The organism is Staphylococcus caeli (assembly GCF_900097965.1).
Taxonomy (GTDB): domain Bacteria; phylum Bacillota; class Bacilli; order Staphylococcales; family Staphylococcaceae; genus Staphylococcus; species Staphylococcus caeli.
In genome coordinates this window covers 250,642-263,782 of the sequence record NZ_FMPG01000003.1, presented here as the reverse complement: position 1 = coordinate 263,782, position 13,141 = coordinate 250,642, and the positions used below count along the sequence as shown (strand labels likewise).

Here is a 13,141-nt window from a genome sequence, read left to right as displayed (position 1 = left end):
ATAGAATACTTATAATTTCTAGATTATTTGTCTCTGAACATAAAAAACACATCAAGCAACATTCAAAAGTTGCTTGATGCATCAAATATATTCATTTTTTATAGACCAACCGTTATTGACAAAGAGCCTTATGTTTCGCTCCTTTTTATTTATAAGTGTAACTATAAAGTTTTATTTTCTGAAAATTCATTGTATTTTAAAAATGCATACTTATAATATAATTATGAGGAGGGATTTTTTATGGAATGGTTAAAATTAATCGGAATATTAATTATTATTTTAGGATTCTTATTTAAAATGGATACAATCGCAGTTATTTTAGTAGCAGCAGTTGTAACTGGACTCGTGTCAGGTCTAAATTTATATGCGATTTTAGACACATTAGGGAAAGCATTTGTGGATAATCGTTTAGTCACTTTATTTATTTTAACGTTACCAATGGTTGGTTTAATTGAAAGATTTGGTTTGAAAAAGCAAGCATCTAATATGATTGGTAAAGTGAAAAGTGTAACGAGTGGTAGATTACTGACGATTTATTTAGTTATTAGAGAAATCGCTGGGGTTGCTTCTATTCGTATTGGGGGACACCCTCAATTTGTACGCCCGTTAATTAATCCGATGGTGCAAGGTGCATTAAAAACGCGTTATAACTTGAAAGATGAGGAAGTAGATCCAGAAGACGTTGAAAAAATTAAGGCACAAGCATCTGCTATGGAAAATTATGGTAATTTCTTTGGTCAAAATTTGTTTGTGGGAGCTGCTGGCATCTTACTTATGGTCGGAACATTTCAATCCCTAGGCATCAAGGTTGACGCGGTACAACTCGTATTAGCTTCTGTACCAATAGCTTTGATTGTGCTAGTCATTGTTTGGATTAATAATATTAGATTCGATAAATATTTAGATAAAAAGTATAGCGCAAAGCAGGTGAAACAAGATGAGTGAAGCAGTTTTAAATAATATTTTAGAATTATTTTATATTTTAATAGGAATACAATTGCTTCATACTGCATTGCGCATTTTAAAGTCATCTTCACATCAAAAAAAATATGGAACGGCTTTGTTTTGGATACTTCTCGCAGCAACATTTATGATTGGTCCGTACATACCCAATGTTATAAACGGTATTTTTATTTTAATGATGGGCGCACTTACATTATTTAAACAAGTTGCGATTAAAAATATCATAGATGTAACGGAACAAGAAGGAGAACAAGGTGCACAAAAATATGGCAATAAATTATTTATTCCAGCTGTTATCCTAGCAGTATCTGCAATTGCTGTATCAAACTGGACGCCTTTAGGTGGCGCTATTGGATTAGGTGTTTCTTCTATACTCGGACTTATTGCAGCTTATATTGTAATAAAACCTAAGCTGAAATACGTTTTATATGATAGTGACCGTTTAACACAACAAATTGGGACAGTAGGTATATTACCTCAATTCTTAGCAGCACTTGGTGTATTATTTACCGTAAGTGGTGTTGGCGATGTTATTTCTAAAGGGATTTCAAGCATCTTGCCAGAAGGAAATCATTTAATAGGCGCTACAGCTTATATTTTAGGTATGGTATTGTTTACAATGCTTATGGGTAATGCATTTGCAGCATTTACAGTGATAACAGCTAGTATAGGTATTCCATTTGTGATTGCACAAGGTGGAGACCCTGTTATAGCCGGAGCTTTAGCGATGACAGGTGGCTTTTGTGGAACATTGTTAACACCGATGGCAGCAAATTTCAACACGTTACCAGTGGCATTATTAGAAATGAAAAAAGAATTTGGTGTAATTAAAGCACAGGCACCAATTGCGATTATTATGATTTTAGTACATATCGGGTTGATGTATGTTTGGGCATTTTAAATAGATAATAGAAAAAGGAGGCCATTTATAGATGAGAATTTTAGTGACTGGTTTTGATCCATTTGGTGGCGAAAAAATTAATCCAGCATTGGAAGCGGTAAAATTATTACCTAATGAGATTGCTGGGCATGAGATTAAAAAGCTAGAAATACCTACAGTTTTTCATAAAAGTAAGGATGTCATACAGACACATTTACAACAATCTCAATATGATATTGTGTTAGCAATTGGACAAGTGGGTGGCAGATATGAAATTACACCAGAGCGCGTAGGTATTAATATCGATGATGCTCGTATTCCAGATAATGAAGGCAATCAACCTATAGATGAACCTATTCAACAAGCGGGAGAAGCGGCTTATTTTTCAAATTTACCTGTGAAACGTATGACAGAAGCTATGAAAAAGTGTGGAGTGCCAGCACGGTTATCAAATACTGCGGGAACGTTTGTCTGCAACCATATTTTATATCAATTAGGCTACTTACAGGCAACACAATTTTCATATATTAAATTTGGTTTTATTCATGTGCCGTTTATTCCAGAACAGGTCACTGACAAACCTGAAAAACCCTCTATGTCGATTGACACAATTGTCAAAGGGTTATTGGCAGCTTTAGAAGCAATTGTTGAATATGATGATGATATCAAAGTTGCTTTAGGAGAAACACATTAATTCTCAAAATACAGCTCAAAAAAGTAAGAACCTGGGACTCTAAATGGTCTCAGGTTCTTTTGTTTCTCTATGTTTAGTTATCATGTTCTGTACGGATAAAATCCATACGTACTTCTTGGTATGTTTTACCAAAAAATGTGGGCTGCTTCTGTGCCGTTTTTTTAAAACCAATTTGTTCATAGAATTGAATAGCTTGTGTATTTTCTTCTACAACCCATAACGTGACATTGTCTGGGTATGACAATTCTAAGGCGCGCTGAGTAAGTGCATATCCAATCATGTGCTTCTGATAGGCTTCTAAAAGATACAATGCATAAATTTCGCTCCAATCATCGGAGTCAGATTCAATTTTAGTCTTTCCATAGGTTATAAATCCTACAATTTCGTGATTGACTGTAGCTACCAGTGTAGGAAGATTATGAAGTGAGGACTTTTGGATAAATTGTGCTTTATCTAGATTCTCTAAGTAATCGTTTACTGCAATATGATTGTACGTTTTTAACCAACTTTTATAGTGAACACGTGCTTTACCTTGTCTGTCTTCCTCAGTAAGAGGTCTGATTGTAAATTCCATAGAATGCCCCCTTTACATACTAAATTAATAGTATTATATCATCATTATTTTTGAAAAAGAAATTTTTCAATTTTAAATAATATGTATTAATAAAAGAAAAATGGTCAAGCATTAAAGTAGATGATTTAATGTTTGACCAAAAATAGAGATATGCATGATTAAGCAATATTATCATTAAATTTTAAACTTCTTGAGAGGGTGCTGTAGTATTCAAATGGTCTTGTAATTTTTGAGCTTCAGATCGTGCAAGTTTTCCGTAATAAGCATGTGCAAAATGCATTTGAATAATCAAGAACAAACCACCGACAGTCCAATACAGACCTAATGCTGAGGCAGAATGTAATGAAATATAAGTTATAAAAATGGGTGATAATATCATTAACACATAATGTGTTTTGCGTTGATCTTTTGGGTAATGAATTGCGTTTACAAATGGTTGGAAAAAATAAACAATTGCTGCGATTAATGATATCCAAAGATTAGGTTCTGTTAAATCAAACCATAAAAAATTAGGATATGCTTCTATACCACCGCCGCTTGGAAACTTCAACGTAATAATTAGTCCATATAAAATCGGTAATTGAATTAAAATCGGTAAACACCCAATGACATTTTTTAGTGGATTGATATCATATTGTTTATATGTAGCCATTAAATCCTTATTGGCTTCAAGTTTTTCCTCTTGTGTTTCAGCATTTTTAATTTTTTCTTTTAGGTTATCGATTTGTGGTTTTACAATTTTTGTTTTTTCACGCATCATGTGCATATTTTTAACCTGTATAACCATAAAAGGCAGTAAAAAGACTCTGATAATCAACACAATCGTAATAATTGCTAGTCCGTAATTTTCGCCATATAGACGGCCTAGTCCATGCAGTAACAAGTCTATTGGACCTACAAAGATAGCATTGAAGACATTGCTCACTTGTGTTTGTGATTGGTCGCAAGCAGTTAAAAATATAGGAATCAATAAGACGATAAGCCATCTCCAACGCATGATAAATTTCCTCCAATTAAACGTTTAATAAATATAACTTTAACACAATTGAATGTTGTCTTTAAGCATTTTTAAATAAATATTTATAATATTATTTACATTTATTAGATGTAAAAAGAAAAAATCCCAAAGCATCTGTCCAAAATACCGTTGACAAATGTATGAGATTTAAGGTTATTTATTGTTTTTTGGCTAAAATTATTTCATTATAGTTTATATTTTCACGTACTTGACTAGCTATGTCAGTATCAATTTTATTGTGTTTAATGAGTTTATCAAGTATGGCTCTTTGCATGTATAGCGCTTCAAATTTGTGTTCGATAGCTTTAGCAGCAGGTGTTTGATGACGCTGATTACGATGTTTTCTGACTTTATGCAGTCTATTGTAATATTGGTTTAACACCGCACTTACTTCTAACACATTATCTTTAGTTTGTTCAGTTTTAATGCGCAATGCAACATTGTGATGAACGATACGCATGACTTTAGTAACTTCTTGGAAATTTGATTTGAAGTCTTTTATTTCTGATGAAGATACATGCTTTTTAGCTCTAAGCCTTAAAATGAGCATTTTAATAACCATTTTCAGCTTATGGATAATCGTCGATTCTTTAAACTGTTTAGAAGTTTCAAGTGCTGAGCGATAATTTAAAATGGTTTGGCGATTTACTTTTTTTTGATCTACTAAACGTTCAAGTGTTTCAGTTTCTTCCGCAGTAGCAATTTCTTCAAGTCTATGTAACTCTTTTGTATTTTTATCTTCTGGAGTCATTTGCAGTAAAAAGGATAATTCATCAAAGTAATCAGAAATAACGGAATTATAATTTTCTGATGTTTGTTCTTTAGATTTTTCTTTAAAATGCTTAATGACATTTTGCACAATGTAAAGTTTTGCCGCAGCATAACTCATAGAACTTGAAGTTACACGATTCTCAGAAGGTGTAATCAATGGCAAGATAATTTGTGCCACCACTAAACTGATAATCACCATTAAAGATGCGATAAATAATAAATCATTTTTAAAAGCAAATGGTTGTTGTTGTGCTAGAAGAGTTGGTAAGGTTAAAGCCATAGACAATGAAATTGTGCCATGAATACCACACATCGTCATAATAAATGCATAATGCACGCGTCTGGGTGCTGGTTCCTGTGCATCATTAAGATAGGACTGAATATTATTTGGATAGTAGAACTGTTTGAATAAAATAAATACCCAGATAAATCGGAAAACATAAATGGCTAGTGCAATGAGTATTGTAGTAATAATTAAGAATTTAATATTTTCGGGTTCTTGTTTTACAATTTCAGAAACAACTTTAGGAATAATATAACCTAATACGACAAATACAAATCCATTTAAAACGTAGCTAAGTGTACGCCATATTTGATTATAATTCATCTGTAACTCAGTTTGTGCACGAATCAGTCGATCACGTTCAAAGCCATGAATTAGCCCTGCAATAACGACAGCAATAATGCCTGAAGCATGTAGTATTTCAGCGATAAAATAAACGGCAAATGGTGTGAGTAATTGTATGAAAATCATTGTATTACTATCTTTAAGCCCTTTATTCATTGATAGATAAATGCGTAAACGGACAATGATAAATCCAAAAATAGCACCGATTAAAATGCCTAAGATTGTTGAAATGATGAACTGTTCAATTGCATCGAATGCAGAAAATGCACCAGTAACGAGCGCAGTTACTGCAATTTTAAAAGATATAATCCCTGCTGCATCATTTAAGAGCGATTCGCCTTCAAGAATCGAAAGTGCCCCTTTAGGTAAAATTTTACCTTTTGTTATGGCTTGTACAGCAACTGCATCAGTAGGACATAAGATTGCAGCGATAGCGAAAGCGGCAGGCATTGGTAAGTCAGGCCAAATCCATCCTATAAAATAACCGACACCAATTACTGTTGTAAAAACAAGCGCCATCGCCATTAAAATAATAGGTTTACGGTATTCTAATAATTTCGCTCTGGAAACATGTGTACCTTCAACAAATAATAAAGGCGCTATGACTGCCATCATGAATACTTCTGAATCAAATTCAAACTGTATCGGTATCGGTAAGACATAAAGGCAGACACCTAATCCAATTTGAACAAATGCCATGGGTATTTTAGGGAATTTGTTATGTATAATTGAGCTGATAATAACCGCAATTATAAAAATTAAAAATGCTTCTAGTAATAACATACATACTCCTTGATTCATTTTAGTTATTTTATATTACCATTATACAAAAAGCATAGATAGTAATAAATTTAGTATGACGAAATATAATGTGCTCTGTATTTTTATTATGTAGGCGAATTATTTCGATGCTCAGTTTTAAATATGTCATAATAACCTTGTTAAGCTTAAAGAGGAAAGTGATTAAAATGAAAATAGGTGTCATATCAGATTTACATATAGATAGACATAAGTCGTTAAGACCTGATGATTATGTGGCAGGCTTAGTAGAAGTATTAAATCAAAGAGAAATAGAATTATTGTTGATAGCAGGAGATATATCGAACCATTATCAATTGACGCATCAGTTTATCGAAGCAGTTGAAACAACGGCACATGTTGATGTGCGTTTTATACCTGGAAATCATGACTTTTGGTCAGAGGATACAGATATCACTTCAGCGGAAATTTTAAAATATTACATGCACATGGATGCTTGCCTCATCGGGAAACCGTATCATATTAATGATGCATGGGCGATTGTAGGGAATACAGGTTGGTACGATTACACTTATGCAAGTTCAGAGTTTTCTCTCGAACGACTCGAACGTAGAAAATATTATGGTGCAACGTGGCAAGATAAAGTGAAAATCGATTGGCCTATGGATGACCGAAAATTATCAGAAATTGCAGCAAGTCAAACACGTAAAGATTTAGACCAAGTAAAAGATAAAAAAGTTATCTTGATGACACATATTGTGACACATCCAAAATTTGCAGTGCCTATGCCGCACAGAATATTTGATTATTTTAATGCGTTTATCGGTACTTCAGATTTCAAAGAAATTTATCATGAATACCCAATTCAATATAGCATTATGGGACATGTACACTTTCGAAATGTATTTGAGGAAGCAGGTATTACATACATTTGTCCATGCTTAGGATATCAGCGTGAGTGGCGTTCTAATCAAATTATCCAAGAAATGAACCATGCATTATATACCATCGAAATATAATGCATGGTTTTATTTTTATGAGTGTGATGTTGTACCTTGAATATGGAAACTTAAACGACCAGGTGCATCATAACTTTGTTCAAGTTTGTGTTTTTCAATTTTAATTAATTGATATTTGTTTGGCACTAGCGCAGGGAGGACAATTGATTTTCCTAAATGCGACCAAAGTGGATCAATGTAATAGTAATGTGTGTCATCGTAACCAACGAACACGGTAACATGGGTATTTGATACGAGTTGCATAGGTTCATTATCCAATTTATATGTGCGGCGATAAGGTCTTTTACCTAATACAGTATGATAAATGACTACGGGTTGACCTTGATCGATAATGTCACAAAGTTCAGCTAATGATTGACCAGTACTGTCGACGATGTGAGGTGTATAGTGCTTAAGATGAGGCACAAGCGCCGTTGGGAATATCGTTTGATGATGCCCTAATTTAATGAATAAGTGGTGGCCTACATAGCCTTTATATGGATTGTTTTTATGCTTTGGCCAATGCTTCATAATTTGTGTGGCAGGTATTTTATGATCATTAAATTGTAAAATCATGGCTGCAGAAACACCTTCACATCCCATAATCATGGGGATAGGAAATAATTGGCTGATTGGCTTCACAGATAATATATTTGATGTCATGATGTTCTCCTAATTCTTCTTGCTCGAAAATAGTTGAGCACATTTAAGTGTTATTATTATATATCTATTTTTAACGCTTGCCTATTAAGATGCTTAAATATAAAAACAATCTTTTAAAATAGATATTATGAATGCATATTGGTTATAATAGCAAAAAAGAGGAATGGAGACACATATGGAATATAGAATAGAAACGTTGCCAACATTGTCTGTTATTGGGGAAAAGAAAGCATATGCGACAGGTCAAAAGGCGCAAGAAAATATTTTTATGTTTTGGATGGCATTTGATGAAAGTGGTAAAAAAGAACAACTCATTCAACTAGGAAACAACCAACTACCTGGTTTACTTGGCGTTTGCGAACCACATGAAAATGGAGAAATGCATTATTTAATAGGTGTCACAAGTGAAGCCAGTGATGCAAATTGGAATCAAATAGCATTAGTAGGCGGCCGTTATCTCGTCTTTGATGCAGTTGGACCTGTACCAGAATCTATTAAAAAAGCGATGCAAACGATTAATCGAGACATTTTACCAAATCTGGAATATGAAATACGACATGCTCCGTTTTTTGAGTTTTATAAAGATGGTCAAATCAGAGAAGACGATTATGTCACTGAAATATGGTTGCCTATCGTTTAAAACCGTGCGAGGCTGAGATAAAAAAATATTGTGTAATTAGGCAGTAGCTGACTGCATTAAAAATGTACAGTCTAAGAGCTTAAATCATTAAGTTAGTAAGGCTTATACATGAGCTCCAGTTCAGGTGAATTTATCGATCTAAGTCATCTTTTTCGAGGGTTAGATGACGAAATGCACTATGAGAAAATGTGATTTTTGAACACTGCTATTTTCTGTCTATAGCATCATTTTTTATTGAATCGCATTACAATAAATGGTATTATTACATTAAGAAAACGTGTTGTTTCAACATGCTTTTCTAAAATTAGACAAAGAAAAACACTTAGTTTGATTATGGCTAACTAACTAGGTGTAAAAACATAGCAACATATTAGTGAGCTCTGAAACTCAACATATGTTAATCATTACAGCCTATTTTGGGTGCTCTCGTTATTGCCGTAACGAGGGCTATTTTTTTGTGTTTTTAGATAAGATGACTGTTAAGTACATAGTACCCACAACACATAAAGATATAGGGACATAAATATCTAAATTTATTATGATCATCATATATTATCACCTCAAATCATTACAGGTTTAACAGCTGAGAATGACTGACATATGATTAATAGGCTTCTATGTTTTATGAAATAATTATACTATATGTTTTTTTAAGTAAACTAGGCAAAGTACAAGGAATGATAGAAAATGACAATATTTAAAAAATAGCTCACATATGATTTAAATAATAAAAGTGATCAGATACGGAATATTAGACTATCTGATCACTTTTTTGATTTTATGTTGTTTTTTTCAATATTACGGATTTTAATAAAATTTCTAGAATGACAATTAAAATAGCAGTTATGCATAAAATAATAATGTATGGCATGATACTGTATTCACCTTTTAAGCCAACAAGTGGGGACATCATCCCACCTAAGATAAATTGGAAAAGGCCGAGTAAACTTGAAGCATTACCACTTCCTCCAGTACGAGACTCCATAGCTAATGTAAAACTAAGCGGTCCTATACCTGTGACTGGACAAACATTCAAGAAAAATGCAATGACTAAAACCCATATTGGCAAGTGTAAAACGAGTGCGAAACAAATGAGTACAACTCCAATAAGTTGAATTACTGTTAGGCAAATAAGTAATACGTATCGATTGATATATTCAACTAGAAATGCAGTTAGCTGGCTCATGATGATAAGACCAATACCATTAATTGCAAATAAAATACTAAATTGTTGCGGCGTCATGTCATAGATTTTTTGAGTGATAAAGGGTGCAGCCGAAGCAAAACTAAATAACATGACGTACGTAAGGCCTTGTAATATCATAGGGATGACAAATGCTGGTTTCTTTAATAAATAGCCAAAGTCTTTAAAAATTGCTGAGAAATTAAGTTTAGCAAGTTCTGTACTTCGTGTTTCTTCCATTTTTAAGAAGGCAAATATCAAAATTGCCAAGCTAACAATAGTTAAAATAAGAAATATTGCTTGCCAGTTAGCGATGCTTAAAGCATATCCACCTACTAATGGAGCAATAATTGTGATGATGCCATTGACTACAAGTAGGGAAGCGAGCCCTTTGGCTAAGGTTTTCCCTTTATGTTTATCTCCGATAGAAGCTTTAGCAATGACGATAGCACCACCACCAGTTAAACCTTGGATAAGGCGAATCACTAATAAAATAGATAAAGATGTAGTAAATACAGCTACTAGTGATGCAATAACATAGAGTGAGATAATGATTAGTGCCATTTTTTTACGACCATAGGCATCCGATAAGGGTCCGAAAATAAATTGCCCAATTGCTAAACCAATCATCGCAAATGAAAGTGTGAGTTGTACTTGAGAAGTCGTCGTTCCAAAATCACTTTGAACACTTGGTAATGAAGGGACATACATATCTATAGTTAAAGGTCCAAACGTTGTCATAATGCCCAACATTATAATGACCATTACCGGTAGTTGGCGATTAGAAGTTTTGTCCATGAGAAGTACTCCTTTATTTTCATTTATATAAGTTTTTATATGTAATTTATTTATAGTAACTCAATTATTATCGCACACGAAATTATAAATGCAATGGCAAAAATATATAGCAGTAATGTGAAATTTGTAGCGCGATAATACTTTGATATGTATTATATATTGTGATAGATAAAAAATAGAGTTATGTGTATGTAATATTATGAAAACGACTTTATATGAAACGACCGTAGATTCAGAGTCGTTTTGTCAGATAGTAATGATACATAATTGGATTAATAAATGAAGGAGTAAGAAAATGACTTTAAGTAAAACCCAATACGAAGTAATCAAATTTATAATTGTAGGCGGGATTAACACCTTAAATTACTATATTGTTTATTTAATTTTGTTAAAGCTGTTAGGTATAAATTATTTAGTTAGTCATATTAGTGGGTTTATAATAAGTTTTATTATTTCCTACTATTTGAACTGTTATTTTGTTTATAAAGTAACGCCAACTCTAAGAAAATTTATTAAATTCCCATTGACGCAAGTGGTTAATATGGGAATGCAGACCTTGTTGTTATATGTATTTGTTCAGTGGTTCCATATATCATCGGTAATCGCACCTTTTGCGGGTTTGATTATTACAATTCCGATAACCTTTGTATTGTCCAAATATTTATTGAAAGACTGAATTTTGATAAGAGCCTGGGACATAAATAGATGTTTCAGGCTCTTATCAAATTAGGCAGTAGATGACTGAATTGAAAATATAAAGTCTCACTGCTTTAATTTATTAAGTTAGTGAGACTTATGCATGAGCGTCAGCTCAGGTAAACATTTCAACCCTAGTCATCCTTGCCGGGGTGGGACTACGAAATCTTTATTAGAGAAATGGATTTCTGTCCCACGCCCATTTTTGAATTTTAGATAACTATTCAGATCTTTTTTAGGTATGGCTAAATAAATAATTAAAATAAAAATATTAAATAATTTTAAAATAAAAAATGTTGTAAGTAGGTTTGCGATGGTTCATAATATATAGTCCAATACCAATTAAGGTGGCATAGAACATGACACAAAATGAAAATTTAAAATTAGCACAAAAAGGTGCATATTTAAGTTTAGTAGTTTATATCATTCTCTCTATTTTAAAATTCATCGTAGGCTATGTCTATGATTCAGCAGCAGTACGTGCAGATAGTTTAAATAATATGACTGATATTATTGTATCGTTAGCAGTAATTGTTGGATTGAAGATCTCAATTAAACCTGCAGACAAAAATCATCCATATGGGCATCTCAAGTCAGAAAATATTTCAACATTACTCGTGTCTTTCATTATTATGTTTGTGGGGATTCAAGTTGTAATTGAAAACTTTCCTAAAATCTTTTCAAATGAGCATGCAACGCCTAATGCTATAACAATCTATGTCAGTATTATCAGTGGTATTATCATGCTACTTGTGTTCTTTATTAATCAAAAGTTAGCTAAACGTACAAATAGTAGCTCATTAAACTCAGCAGCTAAAGATAATTTGTCAGATGCATTAGTTAGTATTGGTACTGCAATTGGTTTAGTATTTACTCAGCTAGGGTTACCTATTTTAGATACTGTACTGGCTACAGTGTTAGGTCTGTTAATTATTTACACGGGCTTTGGTATATTTAGAGAATCTATCTTCACATTGAGTGATGGATTCAACGAACAAGAATTAGAAGATTATAAGAATGATATTTTAAAAATAGACGAAGTGATTGATGTTCAGTCTATTAAAGGTCGTTATCATGGAAGTAGTATATTCGTTGATGTGACTATCGTTGTAGATTCATATTTAACACTTGAAGACGCACATCATATTTGTGATAAAGTAGAAAATCATATGCATGGCAAAGGGATTTCTTCTGTTTATGTACATCCAGAGCCTGCATCTATACAATAAAATTTCAGAAAATAAAAAGCGCTTGGGACATAAATAGATGTCTCAGGCGCTTATCAAATTAGGCAGTAGATGACTGAATTGAAAATATAAAGTCTCACTGCTTAATTCATTAAGTTAGTGAGACTTATGCATGAGCTTCAGCTCAGGTAAACATTTCAACCCTAGTCATCCTTGCCGGGGGGGATTACGAAATCTTTATTAGAGAAATAGATTTCTGTCCCATTCCCTAATTTATACTATAAATGATATGAAGCGGTTTGTGCTTACCACCAGCCATTAGCTAAACGGAAATCAATTGCTGCATCAATTGAACCATAACGCTCTTCAGCGTATTTAATCATACCTTTTGTTTGTTCTTCTACAGATCCAGTACCCCAAGCTTCTTTCGTTTGACCTAATCCTCTATAGCCTAATTCGTTAACAGCGTCTGGGTTACCACTTGATTCAGGCATTACGATGTTATCCCATAATGCTTTTGTGCCACCAGCTTCGATGAATTGGCTATATACGTCATTGTTTGATTGCGTTTCTGCTGCATCAGCTGTTGGTGCGTTTGAGCTAACACCTAATCCTGTTGCTGCAATTGTAATCGATGCGAAAGATGCAATTAATAATTTTTTCATTGTTAAAAATCCTCCTAATTGATT

13 protein-coding genes are annotated in these 13,141 nt (G+C 33.1%); 7 read left to right on the top strand and 6 right to left on the bottom strand.

From position 1 onward, the window contains the following. Positions 1-240 precede the first annotated feature (240 nt). The 3 genes from BJS11_RS06095 to pcp are packed head-to-tail and all read left to right on the top strand — an operon-like array spanning position 241 to position 2,537. Positions 241-945: a DUF969 domain-containing protein gene (locus BJS11_RS06095; RefSeq protein WP_069995523.1), complete on the top strand. Its 705-nt coding sequence runs from the start codon at positions 241-243 to the stop codon at positions 943-945. Continuing rightward, entirely contained in the window at positions 938-1,864 is a 927-nt protein-coding gene (locus tag BJS11_RS06090; RefSeq protein WP_069995524.1) for a DUF979 domain-containing protein, read from the top strand. The genes BJS11_RS06095 and BJS11_RS06090 overlap by 8 nt, the downstream gene beginning before the upstream one ends. 31 nt (positions 1,865-1,895) lie before the next feature. Then, complete coding sequence (gene pcp, locus BJS11_RS06085) at positions 1,896-2,537, top strand: pyroglutamyl-peptidase I (RefSeq protein ID WP_069995525.1); 642 nt, start codon at positions 1,896-1,898, stop codon at positions 2,535-2,537. Between the two features lie 73 nt (positions 2,538-2,610). Here the strand turns inward: pcp and BJS11_RS06080 are convergent, their stop codons facing one another. The 3 genes from BJS11_RS06080 to BJS11_RS06070 all read right to left on the bottom strand — a co-directional run bounded on the left by BJS11_RS06080 (position 2,611) and on the right by BJS11_RS06070 (position 6,311). Then, on the bottom strand, positions 2,611-3,111 hold the full coding sequence (locus BJS11_RS06080; RefSeq protein WP_069995526.1) for a GNAT family N-acetyltransferase: 501 nt from the start codon (positions 3,109-3,111) through the stop codon (positions 2,611-2,613). 181 nt (positions 3,112-3,292) lie between these two features. Next, on the bottom strand, positions 3,293-4,108 hold the full coding sequence (gene yidC / locus BJS11_RS06075; RefSeq protein ID WP_069995527.1) for a membrane protein insertase YidC: 816 nt from the start codon (positions 4,106-4,108) through the stop codon (positions 3,293-3,295). Between the two features lie 178 nt (positions 4,109-4,286). Continuing rightward, positions 4,287-6,311, bottom strand: a complete 2,025-nt coding sequence (locus BJS11_RS06070; RefSeq protein ID WP_069995528.1) for a cation:proton antiporter — start codon at positions 6,309-6,311, stop codon at positions 4,287-4,289. A 185-nt stretch (positions 6,312-6,496) separates the two neighbouring features. Between BJS11_RS06070 and BJS11_RS06065 the strand changes: the two genes are divergently transcribed. After that, positions 6,497-7,306 carry a putative phosphoesterase gene (locus tag BJS11_RS06065; protein WP_069995529.1) on the top strand — a complete coding sequence of 270 codons (810 nt, stop codon included), beginning with the start codon at positions 6,497-6,499 and terminating at the stop codon, positions 7,304-7,306. A 15-nt stretch (positions 7,307-7,321) separates the two neighbouring features. Here BJS11_RS06065 and BJS11_RS06060 read toward each other — a convergent pair whose 3' ends face one another. After that, positions 7,322-7,948, bottom strand: coding sequence for a C39 family peptidase (locus tag BJS11_RS06060; protein ID WP_069995530.1), 627 nt, complete (start codon positions 7,946-7,948; stop codon positions 7,322-7,324). 175 nt (positions 7,949-8,123) lie between these two features. Between BJS11_RS06060 and BJS11_RS06055 the strand changes: the two genes are divergently transcribed. After that, on the top strand, positions 8,124-8,588 hold the full coding sequence (locus BJS11_RS06055; protein WP_069995531.1) for a GyrI-like domain-containing protein: 465 nt from the start codon (positions 8,124-8,126) through the stop codon (positions 8,586-8,588). 778 nt (positions 8,589-9,366) lie between these two features. Here BJS11_RS06055 and tcaB read toward each other — a convergent pair. Further along, entirely contained in the window at positions 9,367-10,569 is a 1,203-nt protein-coding gene (tcaB, locus tag BJS11_RS06050; protein WP_069995532.1) for a putative multidrug effflux MFS transporter TcaB, read from the bottom strand. A gap of 295 nt (positions 10,570-10,864) precedes the next feature. On the opposite strand from tcaB, the gene BJS11_RS06045 reads away from it, so the two are divergent. Beyond that, positions 10,865-11,245 carry a GtrA family protein gene (locus BJS11_RS06045; protein ID WP_069995533.1) on the top strand — a complete coding sequence of 127 codons (381 nt, stop codon included), beginning with the start codon at positions 10,865-10,867 and terminating at the stop codon, positions 11,243-11,245. Between the two features lie 379 nt (positions 11,246-11,624). Beyond that, positions 11,625-12,494 carry a cation diffusion facilitator family transporter gene (locus BJS11_RS06040; RefSeq protein WP_069995534.1) on the top strand — a complete coding sequence of 290 codons (870 nt, stop codon included), beginning with the start codon at positions 11,625-11,627 and terminating at the stop codon, positions 12,492-12,494. Positions 12,495-12,757: 263 nt separating this feature from the next. Here BJS11_RS06040 and BJS11_RS06035 read toward each other — a convergent pair whose 3' ends face one another. Next, positions 12,758-13,117, bottom strand: coding sequence for an aggregation-promoting factor C-terminal-like domain-containing protein (locus BJS11_RS06035; RefSeq protein ID WP_069995535.1), 360 nt, complete (start codon positions 13,115-13,117; stop codon positions 12,758-12,760). Positions 13,118-13,141 lie beyond the last annotated feature (24 nt).

Excerpts from the sequence above, each read along its gene's own strand:
- BJS11_RS06080 (WP_069995526.1), bottom strand. The coding sequence starts at position 3,111 with ATGGAATTTACAATCAGACCTCTTACTGAGGAAGACAGACAAGGTAAA.
- BJS11_RS06095 (WP_069995523.1), top strand. The coding sequence starts at position 241 with ATGGAATGGTTAAAATTAATCGGAATATTAATTATTATTTTAGGATTC.
- BJS11_RS06035 (WP_069995535.1), bottom strand. The coding sequence starts at position 13,117 with ATGAAAAAATTATTAATTGCATCTTTCGCATCGATTACAATTGCAGCA.
- tcaB (WP_069995532.1), bottom strand. The coding sequence starts at position 10,569 with ATGGACAAAACTTCTAATCGCCAACTACCGGTAATGGTCATTATAATG.
- BJS11_RS06090 (WP_069995524.1), top strand. The coding sequence starts at position 938 with ATGAGTGAAGCAGTTTTAAATAATATTTTAGAATTATTTTATATTTTA.
- BJS11_RS06070 (WP_069995528.1), bottom strand. The coding sequence starts at position 6,311 with ATGTTATTACTAGAAGCATTTTTAATTTTTATAATTGCGGTTATTATC.
- BJS11_RS06040 (WP_069995534.1), top strand. The coding sequence starts at position 11,625 with ATGACACAAAATGAAAATTTAAAATTAGCACAAAAAGGTGCATATTTA.
- yidC (WP_069995527.1), bottom strand. The coding sequence starts at position 4,108 with ATGCGTTGGAGATGGCTTATCGTCTTATTGATTCCTATATTTTTAACT.
- pcp (WP_069995525.1), top strand. The coding sequence starts at position 1,896 with ATGAGAATTTTAGTGACTGGTTTTGATCCATTTGGTGGCGAAAAAATT.
- BJS11_RS06055 (WP_069995531.1), top strand. The coding sequence starts at position 8,124 with ATGGAATATAGAATAGAAACGTTGCCAACATTGTCTGTTATTGGGGAA.
- BJS11_RS06060 (WP_069995530.1), bottom strand. The coding sequence starts at position 7,948 with ATGACATCAAATATATTATCTGTGAAGCCAATCAGCCAATTATTTCCT.
- BJS11_RS06065 (WP_069995529.1), top strand. The coding sequence starts at position 6,497 with ATGAAAATAGGTGTCATATCAGATTTACATATAGATAGACATAAGTCG.
- BJS11_RS06045 (WP_069995533.1), top strand. The coding sequence starts at position 10,865 with ATGACTTTAAGTAAAACCCAATACGAAGTAATCAAATTTATAATTGTA.